Raw genomic sequence first — 17,383 nt, 5'->3', positions numbered from 1 at the left:
AAGTGTTAGGTAGGTAACGACCCATGAAGACCGACATCATCTATTCCGACGCGACCAAGCTGGCCGAACTGATCCGCACCAAGGAGCTGTCGCCAGTGGAGGTCGTGCAGGCACATCTCGACCGCATCGGGGCCGTGGACCCGAAGATCAACGCGATCGTTACGGTTGCGGACGGTGCGCTCGAAGCCGCCAAGGTGGCGGAGAAGGCGATCGTCGCCGGCGAGGAGCTTGGGCCGCTGCATGGCGTGCCCTTCACGGTGAAGGACTCGATCGACACTGCGGGCGTGGCGACCCAGCGCGGTTCGCCGATCTTCAAGGGACGCGTTCCCGAGATCGACGCGACCAGCGTCGCGCGCATGAAGAAGGCGGGCGGCATCTTGCTCGCAAAGACGAACCTCCCCGAGTTCTCCTACTGGATCGAAAGCGACAATCTGCTCTCCGGCAGGTCGAATAATCCTTGGGATCTGACCCGCACGCCTGGGGGCTCGAGCGGCGGTGAATCCGCGGCCATCGCGGCGGGCATGTCGCCGCTGGGACTGGGGACCGACCTTGCGATCTCGGTGCGCGGTCCGGCCGCGCAAACCGGCATCGTCTCCCTCAAGGCAACGCATGGGCGCGTACCCATGACTGGAATCTGGCCGCGCGCGCCGCGGCGCTTCTGGCATGTTGGTCCCATGGCACGCAATGTCCGCGACCTCGCGCTCGCCTTCTCGCAACTGGCTGGCCCTGACGGCCAAGACGCTTTCGCAACGAGCACCGCGCAGTTCGATGCCGGCCTAGGGCGCTCGCCCCATCGTCAGCTCCGGGTGGGCTGGCTGGTCGAGCCCGGCTTCGGGCCGGTCGACCCCGAGGTCGCCGCCACGGTGAAGGCGGCCGCCAACGCGCTCAAGGACCTGGGCTCTTTCGTGGAGCCGGTGCGCATCCCGGCGCTCGAGCGCGACTTCGCCCTCGACGTGTTCAACCGCCTTCACGTGATGGAGATGAAGCCTGCATTCGCGGAGGCAACCGCCGGCCGCAGCCAGGACGAGCTTTATAAAATGGCCAAGACCATGCTCTCGCTGCCCGACACGTCCATGAAGGACTACATCGACGCGGAGCAGGCCGCCGAGCGGCTGCGCGACGGCTATGCCAACTATTTCAGGACATACGACGCGCTGATCACCCCGGTCCTGCCGATCCCGGCCCACAAGCATGGCACCGCAGAGTTCGTCATCAACGGCAAGATCGTGGACGCCACCTACCTCCAAGGCGCGACCGTGCCGCTCAATGTCACCGGCTTGCCCGGGCTGTCGATGCGGTTCGGCACCAGTAAGGAAGGACTGCCGATCAACGTGCAACTCGTCGGAAGCTGGCTCGCCGAGTCGACCATCCTGCATCTTGCCTCCCTACTCGAAAGCGTGAGCACCGTGCGAGACCTGCATCCGAACCTCTGAGAAGAAGGCCTCTAACCGAACGCGAGCGCCGGCATCGTGCGACTCCGTCGCGATGCCGGCGTTAGCTGAATCAACAATCGACCGGAAGTCGGAGTTTGCGCTGTCTCATCGGTTCTTCCTTGGTCCCCGCCCGGGCATCGTGATCATTCCGACCAGTGATCCGGAAGTAGTCAGGTTGAAGCTCGACAATGTCGCTTAGGGTCAAAAGCGACGCTCGAAGGCCCCCACAAGCTCGGTCCGAAGCCGATGATCTGGCGAAGTCTCGGTCTTAGGGGACGTACTTTGCTCACTGCCTCGCATCTGCTTGCCGACTATGGGAGTCCAGACGATGCGATTCCAGTCATTAGCGGCCCAGCTGGGGGACGTAGTTTGCTCGGTGCCGCAATCGGCGGTCCTAGCTTACGGCTCGTTGCCGGAATCCAGCGTCTGCAATCTCAATGTTTTGGAGAGGAGCTGGGGACGTACTTTGCCCCCCGCTGCAGTGCAGTGGTGGGCAAAGTTGGTCCCCTACAAGTTTGTGCCCTAATGGGGCAAAGTAGATCCCCTCGCTAGGAAAGATAAAACCTCCGCCGGCGACGGCGGGGTTCTTATCTCGATCAGCATATGCCAGCTAGATCGGGGGGCCGCCCGATGCGCCGCCCCCGGCTCCGTCCCCACCGTCGTTTTCGTCGCTCGGGTCCGGGTCTATCTTTTTCCTGAACTGTGCGATGGTCTGCTTGATGCGTTTGATGACCCGCCGCACGGCGTCAACCGTCGGCTCGGCCTTGGTTGGAACGAACTCGTCGTAGTCGCTATGCCGGACGCGATGGCGCATTCTCAGGCATTCGAGGAGGTCGCGCCGCATCTCTTCGTCGAAAAGGGCAGGCCTCGCGTTGGTCCCCGGCATGGGTCTCGCGACGCGCTCCAGAAGGTCCCGGTGCCAAGCTTCGCCCGACGGTGGCGTCTCACCCAAGATGTCGAGAATTCGTTTCACAGCGTTTTCGACGGATGTGTAACCGGTGGCCATCGCGTGCATAAACGAGGTCGAGCTCTTGTAGCCCTCAAGATCCGGCGCGTCGAAACCGCCGGCGTCGAAGATCCGGAGCGCCATGCCGAGGTGTCTCAGCGCGTCGTCGATATCCCTGTCGACGTCAGTCCATCTGGAGTCGCTCATGGCACCTGGATCATGTGATTACGGATGCGATCCAAAAATCCACTGCTGGACCTTGATTTCAGATGGATGTCGGCCGGCAGATTCTGCCTGCGGCAGGCGTCCTCGACAAAGTCGAGGGCCTCCGCTTCGCGCTCGGCCGGGAAGTCGACAATGACATCCAGATCGCTGTCGAACTTCATCCTGTCCTCGGCGGCAGAACCGAAGATGAAGAACCTCCCGCCGTGTTCGGCGCCGAATGCCTTCATCTCGGACATGACGCGATCAACCGCGGCGCGACGCCTCGCGGTCTCACGAGCCTTCCTTTCGGCAACGGTCACGATCAGGGACATCGGTTGTTCTCATCGAAATACGCCTGCACTCTCAAATATAAACAACCGGTCAGAAACAAGAAAGAGCACCGATCCCCGTCTGACAGCTATGATTACCGCTTTCAGCCGATACAGCCCCGACAGCCAGCCCCGGAACAATTCCTCAGGCCAGCGACACGTCCGTCTCATCCCGGATCGAGCGATCTTGGCCTCTTCGATCAAGGCCTCGTCCAGAATGACGTCAGGGGGTCGCCTGCCAGGGGACTGCTCGCTTCTGCTTTTCGGCTTCACCGGCTCCGTTTTCCTGAGGTGCCGTTAACGACGATGCGCGGCTTCCCATCGCGGGGAACGCGGCCGCGCATCTGCTCACCGGGTACGCAGGCAGTCGGCCCCAAGATCAAGAAAGATGCCGTTCTGCGGCATGTATGAAGCGCCGGCCAGCATCGATATCGGGGGACGCTCTTTGCCCGGCTCGACGTTCGATAATCCAGAATTCACGAAATCCGACGCAGTAATTTCCGCAGGTTAGCGCCGCACTAGGGTACGAACTATGCCCGGCCCTGCAGTGGGCAAAGTAGGTCCCCTAGCCTGAAACACATAAAGCCCCGCCAGCGATGGCGGGGCTTTTCATTTGGGATGTCGCGGGTCGAGGACGAACTTCGATCAATCGGACCTATGTCCGCTTTACCTCGACAAGCCGGCATCCAGGACGGACGAAAGGATCTTCAGTTCCGGGCCAAGAAGCGACGTCGGATGCCCGGCATTTGGAATCCCGCTCTCAGCCTCAGACGAATATTAGCCGCTACTCCTTGGTAGCGAGGCGATCCAGTAAATCCCGCTGTTTCCGCCCTCTCCAATTCTCGTCATCGCGCCGAAGGACCACTATGAGAACGAGAGTAGCTGCCCCGAAACCAATCATCAGTGGTTTCGCTACAGCATGAATACGTTCCTGCCTGTCCGTGAAGAAGTGCGTACCCCCTTTAATGTTGTGAGGGTGAACGAACTCGGCGTCAGCGAACTTAGGCTGTTTCATGGCAACCGTTTCAATGAAACCGACCGTGCATAGCGACATTAGGGCCACCGCCGAACTCGCGAGCAGGATCGCGCGTAGCACCCGCATCGATGACGACATCTCTTGCCAAGGACGGTGTCTTGGCTTCGCGTCACTTAACCCGACTCCGTGAAAGCTGGACCGGTCTTTCCTCCGCATCACCCGCCAATTTTCGTAGGCAACAACACCCATCAAAAGCACCACGATGCCGATGACCATTGCTCCCACCGGAGGCAGGTCTATTGGACCAAGCGATGCGAGTGTCATAGGAAAGAACCGCCTCTAATGAGGTGCACGTCTGGTCTAGCCGCTGTGGGTCGCATGCAGGGCTACGATGCCAACCTGCCCCTAATTCTCTACCTGGCATGGATTATACTTGTTTTTTTCCTGCAGTGAGGACGTTCCGGCTTTTTCCTGAAAGCCGAGTCCCGGAATCCGTCTCTGTCGCGCTCGCTGGCCCAGGAGTTGCGGTCAGCCGCGGTCTAGGCGCCGAACAGCCGGCGATCCCAAAACACCGGCTCGTGCGGGGTCGTGGTGATGTGACGGAATTCGGGCTGGGCGGGATTGATCAGCATGTTGTGGTCAACCCGCGCGACGACGCTCGGCACCATCAAGATGAGACTCCTCTTTTCGAGACACCAAGCCTCGCCAAAACGCTTGCTGACCGTTGCCGGCATCTGGTCCCAGCCGGGGAGTGAGGGGGGTGAAAAGACCTCGTAGGTCATTCCACGTGGAATGGTAATGGTGATGAAATGCTGGTTCGGCGGCAGCGCGCCGCTGCCATGCACAAGCTTCTCGAGCAGAGCCGTGGAATAGTGCTCGCTTGCATAAATCATCGGGCTGCCGATGGTGTTCCAGCGCCCGGGCGCGATCGTCGAGTCTGTCGCGTCGAAGATGGGATAAGCGCCGGCAGGGTCGCCAATGCGAAAACACGTTAGGCCGCGATCGAGAATCTGTGCGTCACGCGGCTGTGCCGTATTTCAGACGGCCGAGAATATCGATGACCAACTCGGCCCCGAATTCGCTTTGGATGACGACGTCGATGGGCCGCTTGTCCTCGATCACGGGATGCGGCCGGAACAGAAAGTCGCGGTGTGAGAGATCAAGGAATGGAAGCCGCTATTTTCGAACAGTTTCAGGATGTTATCGTCGATCTCGTATCAAGGTGGCCTAGGGAGAAGCTTCGATCATCGTTGAGCCGCATTTATGATGAAGCGACACACATCGTCCGCGACGCCAAGCGCGCCAAACAGAAGGCCGAGCTCAGCACGAACGATGCTGGCCCGACACGGACGCAAACGACGCACCACACTCGCTCATGTCGTCGCAGTGCCGTTTGCAGTGGCCGGCATCGATCTCCTGGCGACCATGCCTGAGCGAATCGGCTTCCGCTTCGCAGCAGTCGCGCGAGTATCGGTCGTTCCTATTCCCTATGGCGCGGAGAGATTTACTATTGACCTTCTCCACACGCGCCGCGCCATGAACGACCCGACGCTGCGCTGGTTCAGCGAACTGGTGAGTCGTGTCTGCAAGAAGCTATGAGATCGATACCCCAAAGTGCAGATCGCACCCGATCTTTCGAGCGCGTGTCAATCGTCGATGCAACACCGACGTGGCGAGCCATCAATACCGAGACTAGCAATCATCCGTTCCTGCCGGCGGTCAAAGTCAACTGATCGCCGTCCTGCGGGACCAGCAACTGCTGCGGTCCAATCCCCTCGTTGCGCGCGTATTTCAGCAGGTCGTCCCGGCTTACAGTCGCATGATCCAGGGCCTCCATATGTGTTGCGATCACCACCGCGTCGGGCGCGAGCCGGCATGTCGCGACTGCTTCCGCGGCATCCATCGTGATGAGATCACCATCCCATTTTGCTCCGCAGGGGTGGATGGCGATGATTTCCGGTCGGCTTTCCACGATAGTAGCCTCGACCGCCGGATAAAGCACGGTGTCGCCTGCCCAATACAGTGACGGCTCGTCCTTCGCCGTCATGGTAAAGCCCATCACGGATCCCATCTTCTGCACGACCGGCCCCAAACCATGGCTGCCTTCGCGCCGCTGGAAGCGGATGCCTTGCCAATTAACTGTATCGACGAGAGGTGTGACGTTGCTGAATCCATGAGCCCGGATCCTGTCTTCATCGCCGGGCTGACAAATCAACGGAAGATGTTTTGTCACCAGCTCCTGCGCGATAGGATCGAAATGGTCGGCGTGCAGGTGCGATACAACGACGAGTTCGACCCCATCGAGGATCTCCTCCGGGCTCATCGGTAGGTCGACGAGCGGATTAGGGGCGCGCCCGGTGAAGGAGGGCCGGGAGCCCTTCGGCGCAAAGAATGGATCAATCAGCACCGATCTGCCCAGAATGTCCAGCTTCAGGGTCGCATTGCGCAAGAGCCTGAACTTCATCATCGTCTCCTTTAATAGAGGTTGTTGCGCGCGTCGGCGTCGATGCGGGCCTCGATATCGACGACACTCACGCCTGATGGTCCCGTCTGGTCCGCCAGTATCCGGCTAAGCGTCGGAAACTCCGAGCGGTCGAGGCGATACTCGCCGCTCCACAACCGCGCGCGCTTTAGCGCCTTGCTGCAATGGAGAAATGCCTCCTGCACGATGACGACGATTGCGAGTTTTGGCACCCTGTCGCGCACCGCCATCGAGTCCAGCAGCGGCTGCGATCGTGTCAGGCGTGCCGTTCCGTTCACGCGGAGCAACTCGTCAACGCCCGGTATGATGAACAACAGACCGATGGAGGAATCAGTGAAGAGGTTTTCGATCGTGTCGAGGCGGTTGTTTCCGGGTCGATCCGGAATGGCCAAATGCTGCGGATCGAGGATGCGGACGAAGCCGGGCGCATCGCCGCGCGGGCTCACGTCGTGGCCGCGTGCGGGATGGGATGAGCCGACGATCACCAGTGGCGACTTCGCAATGAAACGGCAGCAATGGGCATCGAGCCGATCGAGCTGCTTGGCGCGAACTAGGGCGGAAGGCTGCGCATATGGCGGCCGCAGTTCGTCGGTCCCGGCGAGATAAGTCAGATCTTCAAGCATCGGACGACAGGCTCCTCAAACGCCGAGGAAGCTGTGGCATGTCCGAGCCGTTGACCAGTGGCACGAATGCCGGCTATCGTAAAAATAATGCCAAACCCAGCGACCCGTTCCAGCAGGTCCGATACGTCACGGCGCAAGCAAACCGTGGCCGTGCTCGCCTATGACGGGGTCAACGCCTTCGAGCTTGGCCTGGCGGTCGAGGTCTTCGGCATGGCGACCAACTGGTACCGTGTCGTGATCTGCTCGGAACGACCGGGACAGCCCTTGAAGGCCAATAACGGTCTCAAGGTCATTGTCGACGGAGGAATCCGGACATTGTTCCGCGCCGACACGATCATCGTGCCGGGCTCGCTCGATATCGTGGACTCCCCACCTCCGGTCTTGCTCGAGGCGCTCAGGCGCGCGCACCGGCGCGGCGCGCGGATAGCCTCGATCTGCGCCGGCGCCTTCATCCTTGCCGCGGCAGGGCTCCTCGACGGCCGGCGCGCCACCGCGCATTGGGCGCATACTGAGACCCTTGCACGGAGATATCCGCATATTCAAGTCGACGCCAACGTGCTCTATGTCGAGGACGGCAATGTCATGAGTTCGGCCGGCCGCGCCGCGGGGCTCGACCTATGCCTCCACATCGTGCGCCGGGACTATGGTGCCGAGATCGCCAATCGTGTCGCGCAGCGGCTCGTGATTGCTCCGCACCGCGACGGAGGACAGGCGCAATTCATTCCGCAGCCGGTTCGCAAGGCTGAAGGTGATGTCCTCGCCTCGATATTTGTCTGGGCCCAACGCCATCTCGACCGCGACCTGACCATCGCAAATCTGGCGTCGCGAGCAAGGATGAGCCGTCGCACCTTCATCCGCCGGTTCGAGGACGCCACCGGCATGTCGCCGGGCGAGTGGGTCGTACAGGCGCGCGTGGCCAAAGCACGCGAGCTCCTGGAGGGAACACGGCTCCCGATTGAAACCGTCGCGACGGAGACCGGATTCGGCTCGGCGGATGCGATGAGGCACCATTTCAGGACACGCCTTGGCACCAGCCCCGCGCTCTACCGGGCTGCTTTTCGGGCGCCGGCGCGATAGCGACCAGGCCAGCAGATAAAGTAATTCTACCGAAAGTCATTTCGATGGCAAACGACCGCTTCCGATCGGGCTGAGCAAAAACATCACCCTTGTCCGACGATCAACGCATTTGAGCCATAGAACTAACCGCAGTCCTGCGACGTTGACCGATCAATCATAACGGGGGCGGCACGATGGGTCCGGAGGGTGGCACGCGATTGTCATAGGTAGTGGCGCCCGCGGCGTCCTGCTGGCCTTTCAATTGCTGACGACGTCCCCGTCCAACTTCCGCGCAACGCTGATCGAGAAGCGGCCCGAAATCGTCCGCGGCCAAATCGCGCCGCAAGGATGCATCAAGTGCGCTCATCGGCTCATCGAGCAACAACAATTCCCGCTCGAAAGAGAGTGCGCGCGCCCTCTCTTGGAATGGTGACTTACCTTGTTCGGACGATGCCAATCCAAGCAATAGCGGCGGCGACAACAAGCATAGCTGCTGAAAGCACGGCGGCAGCATGCATCCCTGGCACGATGTGTTCGTTACCACCAGCAATCAGCGCGCCGAAGACGGCCACGCCGATAGCTCCCCCTGCCTGTCGCGCAGAGTTGAGCACCGCGGAAGCCGTGCCGGACCAGCTTTTTTCCACACTGGACAGCATCGCGTTGGTCATCGCTGGGACAGCCAGACCCATACCGGCTGGAATCGCAAGGAACGGTAGCAGCATAGCGAAATAGCTGCTTTGCGAATCGAGTTGCAGCAACAGGGCAAAGCCAGCAGCACAAACAAGCGCACCCAACACCATTGGTCTGCGATCACCATACTGACCAGCCATCCAACCGCTGAACAGATTAGCCACGATAAGGGTAGCCGTAAGTGGTAGGAAAGCAAATCCAGCTCGATCGGCAGTGTAGCCCTGAACGTTTTGCAGATACAGGCTGACGATGAATATCAGACCGTAATAAGTGAAGTTGATGGCAATGCCGAATAGTACGGTCGGACTAAAGTTGGGGCGGCGAAACAAACTTAGAGGCAGCATCGGATAAGCCGCATTACCTTCGATGTACACGAATATCAGTGTGCACAGGACGGCAGATGCCAAACCGCCAAATACCCATGGGTGAAAGAAGCCGAGTGCACCGGATTTGATCACTGACGCGATCAGACAAGTCAGCGCCACAACAGCGAAAATTTGCCCACCTATGTCAAAGTATCGTCGCCGGTCGCGCGGGACTTCCGTGAGACGCGCCGTTGTTGCTACGCCTAGCAGACAAAGTGGTAGGTTAACGAAAAAAATACTGCGCCAGCCCAGCGTACTAAGCAGCAGCCCGCCAACAATGGGGCCACAAGCTACTGAAACTCCGGCGGTTGCGGTCCAGATGCCGACAGCGCGAGCCCGCAACCGTGTATTGTTTGCGCAAGCGTGATTGAGAAGAGCGAGCGAAGGAGGAACCAATATAGCCGCGCCAATGCCATGCATTATGCGGGCCGCAATTAACTGCTGAACCGATTGGACCGCTCCGCAAATAGCCGAAGCCACCGCAAATATGGCAAGGCCAATTAAGTAGGCTCGCCTAGCACCCAGCCAATCGCCAAATGCTCCAGCCGAGAGAAGCAGCACGGCGAATGTCAAAGAATATGCGTCTACTACCCACTGCAAGTTAGAAATGCTCGCATTGAGTTCGATACTCAACTGAGCCAGAGCGACATTGACAATGGATACATCCAATTGCACTACGGCAAAGCCGATGCTGGTGGCTGTGATAACCAAAGCGATGGGTGTGGCCTCGGAGGGAGCAGATTGCTCTCGTTCCCGATAGGGCACGGTAAGTCTCCATGAAGACTAGATTGACTTGCCCTGTCCGACACTTGCCATTGAAGGGCTCGATAGAGCTATTGTCCGTTAGCTGCCGATTCAGAAAAGTTGAGTAGCATGCCGCGTTGTCACCTACAGATCGATGTCGACCATTGAGAGCGCGATCTCTAATAGCCACCTATGAGGCACATCTGGTCTTCGGTGCTGACAGCCTCCTCTCGGATATCTTCGTTAGAGTAAACCGATGTCCACCATGCGCCAGGAGCGTCAAGAAGATCGACTCATCAGGCGACTAGCTGAAAGCCGAAGGAGCGACGAATGGATAAGACCGCTCCAATTCTGAAGCAAAGGCAAGGGTAGTGCGATCGTGCAGATGCGGACCGATGATCTGCACGCCGATCGGCAACCCATTGACCGAATCAATCGGCACTGCTGTTGCTGGCAAAGACGGGAGCGTTGCGAGGCCGGCCCAGAAGAGCTGGTCGTTGTAATCCACGTCGTGACCATTGATCCGCAGCGTGCGTTCCTCGCGCGATTTCGCTTCGTCAATCGGAAATGCTGCGCTGACCGTGGCCGGTGCAATCACCACATCGAACCGTTCGAAGAAGTCAGCCCAATCTCTCTTTAAGTGCGCGCGTCTCTCTTCGGCCAGGAGCCAATCGCGGTGGCGTTGCGCATAGGCCCGAGCCGTCTGCAGGACATAAGGAGTGACGTTTGCTCCCTGCTCCTCGCTGCGGCGTACCGCATCGTCAAATACCGCAACGGGCAGCCGGGCCGTTGCGGAGCCGCGCAACAGCTGCACGTAAGTCGCATGGTATGATGCATGATCGGTGAACGGGAGAGACTCCTCGACGACGCTCGCGCGCTCCTCCCTCAATCGAGCAGCCAGAGCGCGTATCGCCGCGCGATAGGGCTCGTCAACCTCCGCAACCGGCGAATTAGTGACGATCGAAATGCGGAAATCCCTCAGTCGGGTCGCCCGCGGCTCTGGCAGATCGAGGCGCCATCCGCTGGCTGCATCGCCTGCCGGTCCCGCCAGAATATTCAGAGCGAGCGAGAGGTCGGCGACCGAACGCGCAAGTGGTCCACTCGTGACAAGATCGTTGCCGATCAGACTGCCTGCGCGCTCGTTGCCGAGATCGGGAACGATTCCAGGCGTCGGCTTATGACCGAACACGCCACAGAAGTGAGCCGGCATGCGGATGGACCCGCCGGCGTCGCTACCAAGTTCAAGCGGCGTCAGTCCGGCAGCAAGTGCAGCACTGGCGCCTCCGGACGAGCCGCCCGGGGTTTTACTGAGATCCCACGGATTGCGCGTGGTACCATAGATTGCATTATAGCTCTGTCAATCGATCAGATTCAGCGAAACGTTCGTCTTGCCGAAGATAATTGCGCCTGCGGACCGCAACCGATCGATAATCACGGCGCTGCGCGGCGCAATGAAATCTCTCAGCGCGGGATCGCCATAGGTCGTCGGCCAACCGGCGATATTGTTACTCTCTTTCACGGTGACAGGTAGCCCATGGAGCGGCCCCCAGGTCTGGCCCTTCGCCGTCGCGGTGTCCGCCTCGTCGGCGCGTGCACGTGCAGCGGCGAGGTCAGTGAAGATGACGGCATTTATCGAGCCATTCACCTTGTCGAGCCGCTCGATATGAAATTCGAGCAGCGCCCTCGCCGAAAACTCCTTGTTTCTTAACCGAGCGAGGAGTTCAGTCGCCGATGCAAAAGCGAGGCGTTTATCGATCTTGCTGGATCGTGACGTCATAGACGCTCCCCGGTTGGCAGATCACTGGGCACATATTCCCAGAATACGACGCGCCTTTGCACCGCCCGAACGACGAAGCTGCTGAAGACGCCGAAAACGGCAAGGATGAGAACGCCCGCGAACATCGCAGCTACGTTCATGTTCACCGTCGCCGCCCCGATCAGGTAACCAACGCCGCGCTCGGCCGCGACGAACTCGCCGACGACAGCGCCAATGAGTGCCAGCACGATACCGATCTCGAGGCCCGCGAAGATCGCGCCCGCGGCCGCCGGCAGCTTGATATGAAGAAATATCCACCAGGATGGACGTGAGAAGGACCGCGCCATCGCCACCAGCTCCGGATCAGTTCGGCGGATGCCGCCGATCGTGTTCACGAGCAGCGGAAAAAAGCAGATCAGAGCGACCAGAACGACTTTCGACGCGAGACCAAAACCAAACCAGACGAGGATCAGTGGCGCGAGCGCGACCTTGGGAGTGGCCTGTATCGCCACAATATAAGGAAAGAAGAAGCGCTCGAAGAGTTGACTTTCCGCCACCAGCACCCCCGCTACGATCGCGAGGATTGAGCCAGTCGCGTAGCCAATGAGCGTAGACGACACGGTGAACACAACATGTGGCCAAAACTCTCCCGAGGCCAGTCCCGACCACAGGGCTTGAGCCACGGCCAACGGCGCAGGTAACAAATAAGGCGGGAGGCCGCCGGGACCGGTCGCGTAGCTCCATGCTGCGAGAATGACCGATAGTGTCACCAGTGGCGGAACCAGCCACTTGAACCACTTCATCGTGCCGCTCCACTATTGCTCGCGACGGTGTCGAACAGACGACGCAGGTCGAGCGCCAATGCATTGAATGTCCCGCCTCCCATCGTCTCAAGCGTGCGCGGGCGCGGCAGATCGACCTTGATGTCCGCCAAGATGCGCGCGGGGCGCCCGGCGAGTACCACGACGCGGTCGGCCAGGAACAGCGCCTCCGGTATCGAATGCGTGACGAAGATCGCGGTCCGCCGCTCCGTCATCCAGATGCGCTGAAGTTCAAGCGACAGCCGCTCGCGCGTCATCGCATCGAGAGCGGAGAAAGGCTCGTCAAGCAGCAATAGACGGGGATCGTGCAGAAGCATGCGCGCCAACCCCACGCGTTGCGCCATGCCGCCGGAGAGTTGGTCGGGATAAAGGTGTGCACTTTCGAGCAGCCCCGTCATCTCAAGCAGGCGATCGGCGCGCGCCGCTTCCTCGCTGCTTGCGCTGCGGGCAAAGCCGACGGGCAACAAGACGTTGTCACGCACATTACGCCACGGAAGCAATGTCGGCCTTTGGAACACCATGCCGACATCGCGATGCGGACGACGGATCTCCGTGTTGCCTACCATCACCCGTCCAGCCTGCGCGATCGCAAGTCCAGCGAGGAGCTTCAGAAGCGTCGACTTGCCGCCACCGGAGGGGCCCAGCACGGCAAGGAACTCCCCCGCCTCCGCCGAAAGCGACAAGTCGTCGAGCACCGGAGCGTTCGCGCGCCCCGGATATGAGAAGCGGACGCCGGACAGCGCAACCAGCGCCGGCCGGGACGTCGCCTCAAGTCCGACAGCGGTCATGGCAGCGCGCGAGCGCGGGCGACGAGAGCGTCACGATCAAATTTGGCAAAGCCTGGGACCAATTTGTTGCTGAAATAGGCATCGAGAGGAATATCTTCGGACGCGAATTCGCCATAGCGATGCATCTCGCCAACATAGGTGCGGATGATGCTGAGATCGTAGGCGCCCGGCACGCGCGCCTTGCCATCCGGCTCGCGTAGCAATGGCTCGATCCATCGCTGCAGCAGACGGACATTGGCGGCCAGAGCCGCGGCGGCGTCACCCTGCGGCCGCGCCGATGGATTCTTTCGCCAAAAAGCCTCGACACAGGCGCGCGGGTTGGTATCGCAAACCACCAGCGCCTTGGTCCAGGCGCGCCCGAAGCGCTCGAGCAGACCCGGATTATCGTCGAGGGTCGAGCGGTGCGCGATATATCCGTTCACCACCGTTTGGCGGAACGCAGGCGGATAGGCGAGCCTGCGCGCGGCCACGCCTTCCTGCTCCAGCAAGTCGATCCATGTGCTGTTGAAGTTCAACGCTTGCACGCGGTCTTCGCGCAGCGCGTGAAAGCCGGCGCCGAGAACACCGACTGCAACGATCTGCACGTCCCTGCCCGGCGTCAAGCCTGCCGCACGGAGCAACGCACGAGTCTGCGGGATCGTCCCCCACGTCAGTGCGCCAACACCGATGCTCTTGCCGCGAAGGTCGGCGATCGTGCGAATATCAGAGTCGGCCTTGACAGCGAGCTCGAGCGTATTCCTCGGACCAGCATTGTAGAAATACGAGACCGGCAACGGCTCGCTCCCTGGTTTATGCGCAGAAAGCAGCGTCTCGGGAAGCGGCAGTGCGATCGTAATGTTCTTCTGCAAGAGTTGCGGCAGCAATGCGCCAGCACCGGCGAGCACCACATACTCGACGTCGAGATTTTCATCGCGAAACAATCCGAGTTCATCCGCAATGGATTGCACGCTGCCTTCTGTCACCGTTGGCGGGATGCCGAGACCAACTTTCACGCGGTCAGCCGCATGTGTCGGCGCCTGCGACGCCTGGACCAGAACTCCTGCTGCGGCGAGCCAAATGATCGTGGGAAAACGCCGAAAGGAAAATGTGCCCGGCAACCGCTCGCCCTTGAAACAATTTGCTACCGTCGCCGCCACTTTAGAGGAAATCATGCTAAATCCTTGATTCACAACAATTATTTCGCATGACAAAAGTATCACGTCAACGCAATCGCTTAACGTGCACGGCATTGTTTTACGACCACCTGCATGAAAGCCGGTCATTCAAGCGCGATACGAACACTCGTGTTCCGCCGAGCTTGCCTTTCATCAATGGTGCTCCGCATCGGCCGAGAATATTCTCCTCCCACATGTCGCAGACAGCGAACGAAATCACTCGATAGGTCCAAGAGCCGAAAGCATCGTTCTTATTCCACGCGGATCGGCGAGATTGCTTTTCGCAACTGCATCTTTTGACTAAGTGTGGCTCACCGCGCCCTCCAGTCTCAGGATTGCGTCATCACCCATCGAGCCATTTGATGAACTTCCACTTGCCTGCGCACGACGTCAAAACGCCCGCTATTGCGTTGAATGGCATCGAGAAAAGTTTCGACGCGCTCAAGGTTCTCGAAAACATTTCACTCGTGGTCTCGCCAGGCGAAGTTGTGGCACTGATCGGAACGTCGGGCTGCGGCAAGAGCACATTGCTGAACATCATCGCGAACCTCCTGCAGCCGGATTGCGGCGAGATCAGCGTGAATGGCGCCGTCAACAATTTGCGAAGCGATCGCGATCGTATCGCCTACATGTTCCAAGAAGATCGCCTGCTGCCGTGGCGAAGCATCCGCGCCAATGTCGCATTCGGCCTCGAGGCGCAGCACATGGACAGATCGACGCGGCGCGCGAAGGCGGAGGCCATGCTGGCGCACGTTGGTCTGTCCGATTTTGCAAAATCGTGGCCGCACCAGCTCTCCGGCGGAATGCGCAGCAGGGTTGCGCTTGCGCGCAGCCTCGTCGTTGAGCCGCGCATCCTGCTGATGGACGAGCCATTTTCCAAGCTCGATCCGCAGACGCGCAGCCAGATGCATGGCGAGGTCATCCGCCTGCAAAGGATGCACGGGATTACGATTCTGTTCGTCACCCATGACATTGAAGAAGCCGTGGTGCTGGCGGATCGCATCGTCATGATGAGTCCGCGGCCGGGCCGCATCCGCAGCATCAGGACGCTGGACCTACCGCGTCCACGTATCCCAACCGACCCCGTCGTGAGCGAGCAGATCCGCCAGTTGCGGATCGAGGCATAGAGATGTCTTCGTTGACACGCTTTACTGGCGTATTCCTGCAGCGTTGCCTGTTGTTCGGCGCTCTCGCTTTGCTGTGGTGGTATGCCGCAAGCAAGGTGCCGTCGTTTGTCTTGCCGGGACCAGCCAAGGTCCTCGCTGCCATCGGCGACCTCCTGCAAAGCACGACGTTTCGCCACGATGTCGGCGCTACCATGAGCCGTGTCTTCGGCGGCTTCGCGATCGCGGCAGTCACCGGCACACTGGCTGGCCTCATCCTCGGCTCCAATCGCACTCTCGCGACCTTCTTCGAGCCGATCCTCGCCATTCTCAACACCGTCTCGTCGGCCATCTGGGCGATCTTCGCGATCATCTGGTTCGGCATATCGGACGCCACGACCGTCTTCGTCGTATTCATGACGGCCTTTCCACTGATCCTCACCAATGTCTGGCAGGGAACGCTGGCGGTCGACCGGCAATATGTCGACCTCGCACGATCGTTCCGAATGTCGCAGTCGCAGATTCTTTTCAAGGTCTACCTTCCGAGCATTCTGCCTCACTTCTTCTCGGGCGCGCGCCTCGCCTTCGGTTTCGGATGGCGGGTGTCGCTGGTCGCCGAGACTTTGGGATCATCCGACGGCATCGGCTATCGCCTGCGCCAGGCCGCCGACCTCGTGCAGAGCGACAAGGTGTTCGCCTGGACGCTGTTGCTGGTCGCATTGATGCTGGCGCTCGAAGCCGGCTTGCTCAAACCCCTGGAACGCACACTGTTCCGTTGGAAATCTTGATCTTCTAGGCATGAGGCTCTCTCCATGAAGCTCCGAAAATTCCTGCTTGCGGCCGCGGCTGTCGTGGCCGTCGCGGTTACAGTGCCGGCACAGGCCGGCCAAAAGGTCCGCATCGGCTATTGGACCAGTGGCGTGAGCCTCGGCTATGGTTCAGTGCTGCAGTCCAAGGATTTCCTCCATCAGCGCGGTATCAATGCGGAATTCGTCCACTTTCCGGACGTGAATGCGCCGCTGCGTGCGCTCGCATCCGGCTCGATCGATCTGGCCTTCGGGGCACCGCTCGCTGGTGTCTTCAGCACCGCCGCGGAAGGCGTGCCCATCAAGATCTTCACCGCGACGCAGCCCGCCGACGTTCAGATCGTGGTGCCGAGCGACTCGCCGATCAAGTCGATCTCTGAATTGAAAGGTAAGAAGGTCGGCATGTCTCCCGCCGGCTCGTCAGTTGCCGTCATCGCCAGCGCGGTTCTGTCGGACAATTACGGCATCAAGAGCGAAGACTTCACTTTGGTCGGCGGCAATGAGTCCCGCCTTGTCCAATTCCTCGCCCAGAAGCAGGTCGATGCCGCGGCGCTTCGCTCGGTGACGGTCGCGCAGATCGACGGCGAACTGAAGGTGAGGAAGCTCGGCAGCTTCGTCGATGAATGGCGCAAACTGACAAAGTCTGACGCGCTGCCCTACAACGGCGTCGGCGCAGTGGGCACGGCTCTGATCACCAGCCAACCTGACACGGTCGCCAATGTCATTGCAGCCCTGCGCGACACGCTGGCGTGGGGTGCAGCGCACAAGGACGAGGTTGTCACCATTCTGGAGAAGACCGCCAACCTGCCCACCAAGGATGCCAGCGTCTATGTCGAGAACTGGGACGCCATGAACCGCGTTGCCTTTGAGCCCTCCGACATCGCCAGCCTGAAGCGCCAGCATGAAGTGCTCGCCGCTGGCGGCTTCATCAAGGGCAACCTCAACGACGACCTGTTCGTTACCGGACCTTACGAACGGTCCAAGACACTCAAGTAAGGATATCGCATCTCATGATCAGCACAATGAAAGCCCTAGGCCGTGTGGACTCTTGGGATTCTCAAATCAGATTGAACGTGATTCAAGGCTTTCTTTTAGGAGGAAGCCTTG

The 17,383-nt window shown here is 60.0% G+C and carries 17 protein-coding genes and 2 pseudogenes; 7 read left to right on the top strand and 12 right to left on the bottom strand.

Translation table 11 applies throughout. From position 1 onward, the window contains the following. The first annotated feature begins 23 nt into the window (after positions 1–23). Entirely contained in the window at positions 24–1,433 is a 1,410-nt protein-coding gene (locus AAFX91_RS17435) for an amidase (protein WP_394567243.1), read from the top strand. 610 nt (positions 1,434–2,043) lie between these two features. Here the strand turns inward: AAFX91_RS17435 and AAFX91_RS17430 are convergent. The 5 genes and pseudogenes from AAFX91_RS17430 to AAFX91_RS17410 all read right to left on the bottom strand — a co-directional run. Continuing rightward, positions 2,044–2,586 (bottom strand): hypothetical protein, encoded by a 543-nt coding sequence (locus tag AAFX91_RS17430; protein WP_282532725.1) that lies wholly within the window; start codon positions 2,584–2,586, stop codon positions 2,044–2,046. Then, positions 2,583–2,840 carry a nucleotidyltransferase domain-containing protein gene (locus AAFX91_RS17425; protein ID WP_282532726.1) on the bottom strand — a complete coding sequence of 86 codons (258 nt, stop codon included), beginning with the start codon at positions 2,838–2,840 and terminating at the stop codon, positions 2,583–2,585. The genes AAFX91_RS17430 and AAFX91_RS17425 overlap by 4 nt, the downstream gene beginning before the upstream one ends. A gap of 856 nt (positions 2,841–3,696) precedes the next feature. Then, positions 3,697–4,164, bottom strand: a complete 468-nt coding sequence (locus AAFX91_RS17420; protein WP_394567242.1) for a hypothetical protein — start codon at positions 4,162–4,164, stop codon at positions 3,697–3,699. 263 nt (positions 4,165–4,427) lie between these two features. After that, entirely contained in the window at positions 4,428–4,898 is a 471-nt protein-coding gene (locus AAFX91_RS17415) for an RES family NAD+ phosphorylase (protein WP_394567252.1), read from the bottom strand. A gap of 7 nt (positions 4,899–4,905) precedes the next feature. Continuing rightward, a pseudogene (locus AAFX91_RS17410) lies at positions 4,906–5,037 on the bottom strand (antitoxin Xre/MbcA/ParS toxin-binding domain-containing protein); the annotation flags it as partial. Between the two features lie 183 nt (positions 5,038–5,220). Here AAFX91_RS17410 and AAFX91_RS17405 point away from each other — a divergent pair. Beyond that, positions 5,221–5,487 (top strand): hypothetical protein, encoded by a 267-nt coding sequence (locus AAFX91_RS17405; protein WP_394567241.1) that lies wholly within the window; start codon positions 5,221–5,223, stop codon positions 5,485–5,487. A 100-nt stretch (positions 5,488–5,587) separates the two neighbouring features. Here AAFX91_RS17405 and AAFX91_RS17400 read toward each other — a convergent pair whose 3' ends face one another. Both AAFX91_RS17400 and AAFX91_RS17395 read right to left on the bottom strand, forming a co-directional pair. Beyond that, a complete protein-coding gene (locus tag AAFX91_RS17400; protein ID WP_394567240.1) occupies positions 5,588–6,352 on the bottom strand; it encodes an MBL fold metallo-hydrolase in 765 nt (254 codons plus the stop codon). An 11-nt stretch (positions 6,353–6,363) separates the two neighbouring features. Further along, positions 6,364–6,993, bottom strand: a complete 630-nt coding sequence (locus tag AAFX91_RS17395; protein ID WP_394567239.1) for an MSMEG_1061 family FMN-dependent PPOX-type flavoprotein — start codon at positions 6,991–6,993, stop codon at positions 6,364–6,366. 66 nt (positions 6,994–7,059) lie between these two features. Here AAFX91_RS17395 and AAFX91_RS17390 point away from each other — a divergent pair, with 66 nt between their 5' ends. Both AAFX91_RS17390 and AAFX91_RS17385 read left to right on the top strand, forming a co-directional pair. Next, complete coding sequence (locus AAFX91_RS17390) at positions 7,060–8,070, top strand: DJ-1/PfpI family protein (RefSeq protein ID WP_394567238.1); 1,011 nt, start codon at positions 7,060–7,062, stop codon at positions 8,068–8,070. A gap of 196 nt (positions 8,071–8,266) precedes the next feature. Next, positions 8,267–8,482 (top strand): FAD/NAD(P)-binding protein, encoded by a 216-nt coding sequence (locus tag AAFX91_RS17385; RefSeq protein ID WP_394567251.1) that lies wholly within the window; start codon positions 8,267–8,269, stop codon positions 8,480–8,482. A gap of 1 nt (position 8,483) precedes the next feature. Here the strand turns inward: AAFX91_RS17385 and AAFX91_RS17380 are convergent, their stop codons facing one another. The 5 genes and pseudogenes from AAFX91_RS17380 to AAFX91_RS17360 form a co-directional block, all read right to left on the bottom strand. Then, complete coding sequence (locus tag AAFX91_RS17380) at positions 8,484–9,869, bottom strand: MFS transporter (protein ID WP_282528480.1); 1,386 nt, start codon at positions 9,867–9,869, stop codon at positions 8,484–8,486. A gap of 283 nt (positions 9,870–10,152) precedes the next feature. Then, positions 10,153–11,625, bottom strand: a pseudogene (locus AAFX91_RS17375) (amidase). Beyond that, a complete protein-coding gene (locus AAFX91_RS17370) occupies positions 11,622–12,407 on the bottom strand; it encodes an ABC transporter permease (RefSeq protein ID WP_394567237.1) in 786 nt (261 codons plus the stop codon). Before AAFX91_RS17370 ends, AAFX91_RS17375 begins: the two are co-directional and overlap by 4 nt. After that, the gene (locus tag AAFX91_RS17365; RefSeq protein ID WP_394567236.1) at positions 12,404–13,213 is read right to left on the bottom strand and encodes an ABC transporter ATP-binding protein; all 810 of its coding nucleotides are present in this window, start codon (positions 13,211–13,213) and stop codon (positions 12,404–12,406) included. Before AAFX91_RS17365 ends, AAFX91_RS17370 begins: the two co-directional genes overlap by 4 nt. Continuing rightward, positions 13,210–14,475 (bottom strand): ABC transporter substrate-binding protein, encoded by a 1,266-nt coding sequence (locus tag AAFX91_RS17360; protein ID WP_394567235.1) that lies wholly within the window; start codon positions 14,473–14,475, stop codon positions 13,210–13,212. Before AAFX91_RS17360 ends, AAFX91_RS17365 begins: the two co-directional genes overlap by 4 nt. A 254-nt stretch (positions 14,476–14,729) precedes the next feature. On the opposite strand from AAFX91_RS17360, the gene AAFX91_RS17355 reads away from it, so the two are divergent. From AAFX91_RS17355 to AAFX91_RS17345, 3 genes are read left to right on the top strand one after another with little or no spacing between them, the layout of a single operon-like run. Beyond that, entirely contained in the window at positions 14,730–15,494 is a 765-nt protein-coding gene (locus AAFX91_RS17355) for an ABC transporter ATP-binding protein (RefSeq protein WP_394567234.1), read from the top strand. A 2-nt stretch (positions 15,495–15,496) separates the two neighbouring features. After that, positions 15,497–16,258: an ABC transporter permease gene (locus tag AAFX91_RS17350; protein ID WP_394567233.1), complete on the top strand. Its 762-nt coding sequence runs from the start codon at positions 15,497–15,499 to the stop codon at positions 16,256–16,258. A 24-nt stretch (positions 16,259–16,282) separates the two neighbouring features. Continuing rightward, a complete protein-coding gene (locus tag AAFX91_RS17345) occupies positions 16,283–17,272 on the top strand; it encodes an ABC transporter substrate-binding protein (protein ID WP_394567232.1) in 990 nt (329 codons plus the stop codon). Positions 17,273–17,383: the final 111 nt, after the last annotated feature.

This window comes from Bradyrhizobium sp. 31Argb (assembly GCF_043638955.1).
In the GTDB taxonomy this organism is placed as follows: Bacteria; Pseudomonadota; Alphaproteobacteria; order Rhizobiales; family Xanthobacteraceae; genus Bradyrhizobium.
Note: the sequence above shows the minus strand (reverse complement) of the source record. Positions and strands in the feature narration are given on the sequence as shown.

Coding starts and splice junctions, on each gene's coding strand:
- AAFX91_RS17435 (WP_394567243.1), top strand. CDS start 24: ATGAAGACCGACATCATCTATTCCGACGCGACCAAGCTGGCCGAACTG.
- AAFX91_RS17430 (WP_282532725.1), bottom strand. CDS start 2,586: ATGAGCGACTCCAGATGGACTGACGTCGACAGGGATATCGACGACGCG.
- AAFX91_RS17425 (WP_282532726.1), bottom strand. CDS start 2,840: ATGTCCGAGATGAAGGCATTCGGCGCCGAACACGGCGGGAGGTTCTTC.
- AAFX91_RS17420 (WP_394567242.1), bottom strand. CDS start 4,164: ATGGTCATCGGCATCGTGGTGCTTTTGATGGGTGTTGTTGCCTACGAA.
- AAFX91_RS17405 (WP_394567241.1), top strand. CDS start 5,221: ATGCTGGCCCGACACGGACGCAAACGACGCACCACACTCGCTCATGTC.
- AAFX91_RS17400 (WP_394567240.1), bottom strand. CDS start 6,352: ATGAAGTTCAGGCTCTTGCGCAATGCGACCCTGAAGCTGGACATTCTG.
- AAFX91_RS17395 (WP_394567239.1), bottom strand. CDS start 6,993: ATGCTTGAAGATCTGACTTATCTCGCCGGGACCGACGAACTGCGGCCG.
- AAFX91_RS17390 (WP_394567238.1), top strand. CDS start 7,060: ATGCCGGCTATCGTAAAAATAATGCCAAACCCAGCGACCCGTTCCAGC.
- AAFX91_RS17370 (WP_394567237.1), bottom strand. CDS start 12,407: ATGAAGTGGTTCAAGTGGCTGGTTCCGCCACTGGTGACACTATCGGTC.
- AAFX91_RS17365 (WP_394567236.1), bottom strand. CDS start 13,213: ATGACCGCTGTCGGACTTGAGGCGACGTCCCGGCCGGCGCTGGTTGCG.
- AAFX91_RS17360 (WP_394567235.1), bottom strand. CDS start 14,475: ATGACCGGCTTTCATGCAGGTGGTCGTAAAACAATGCCGTGCACGTTA.
- AAFX91_RS17355 (WP_394567234.1), top strand. CDS start 14,730: ATGAACTTCCACTTGCCTGCGCACGACGTCAAAACGCCCGCTATTGCG.
- AAFX91_RS17350 (WP_394567233.1), top strand. CDS start 15,497: ATGTCTTCGTTGACACGCTTTACTGGCGTATTCCTGCAGCGTTGCCTG.
- AAFX91_RS17345 (WP_394567232.1), top strand. CDS start 16,283: ATGAAGCTCCGAAAATTCCTGCTTGCGGCCGCGGCTGTCGTGGCCGTC.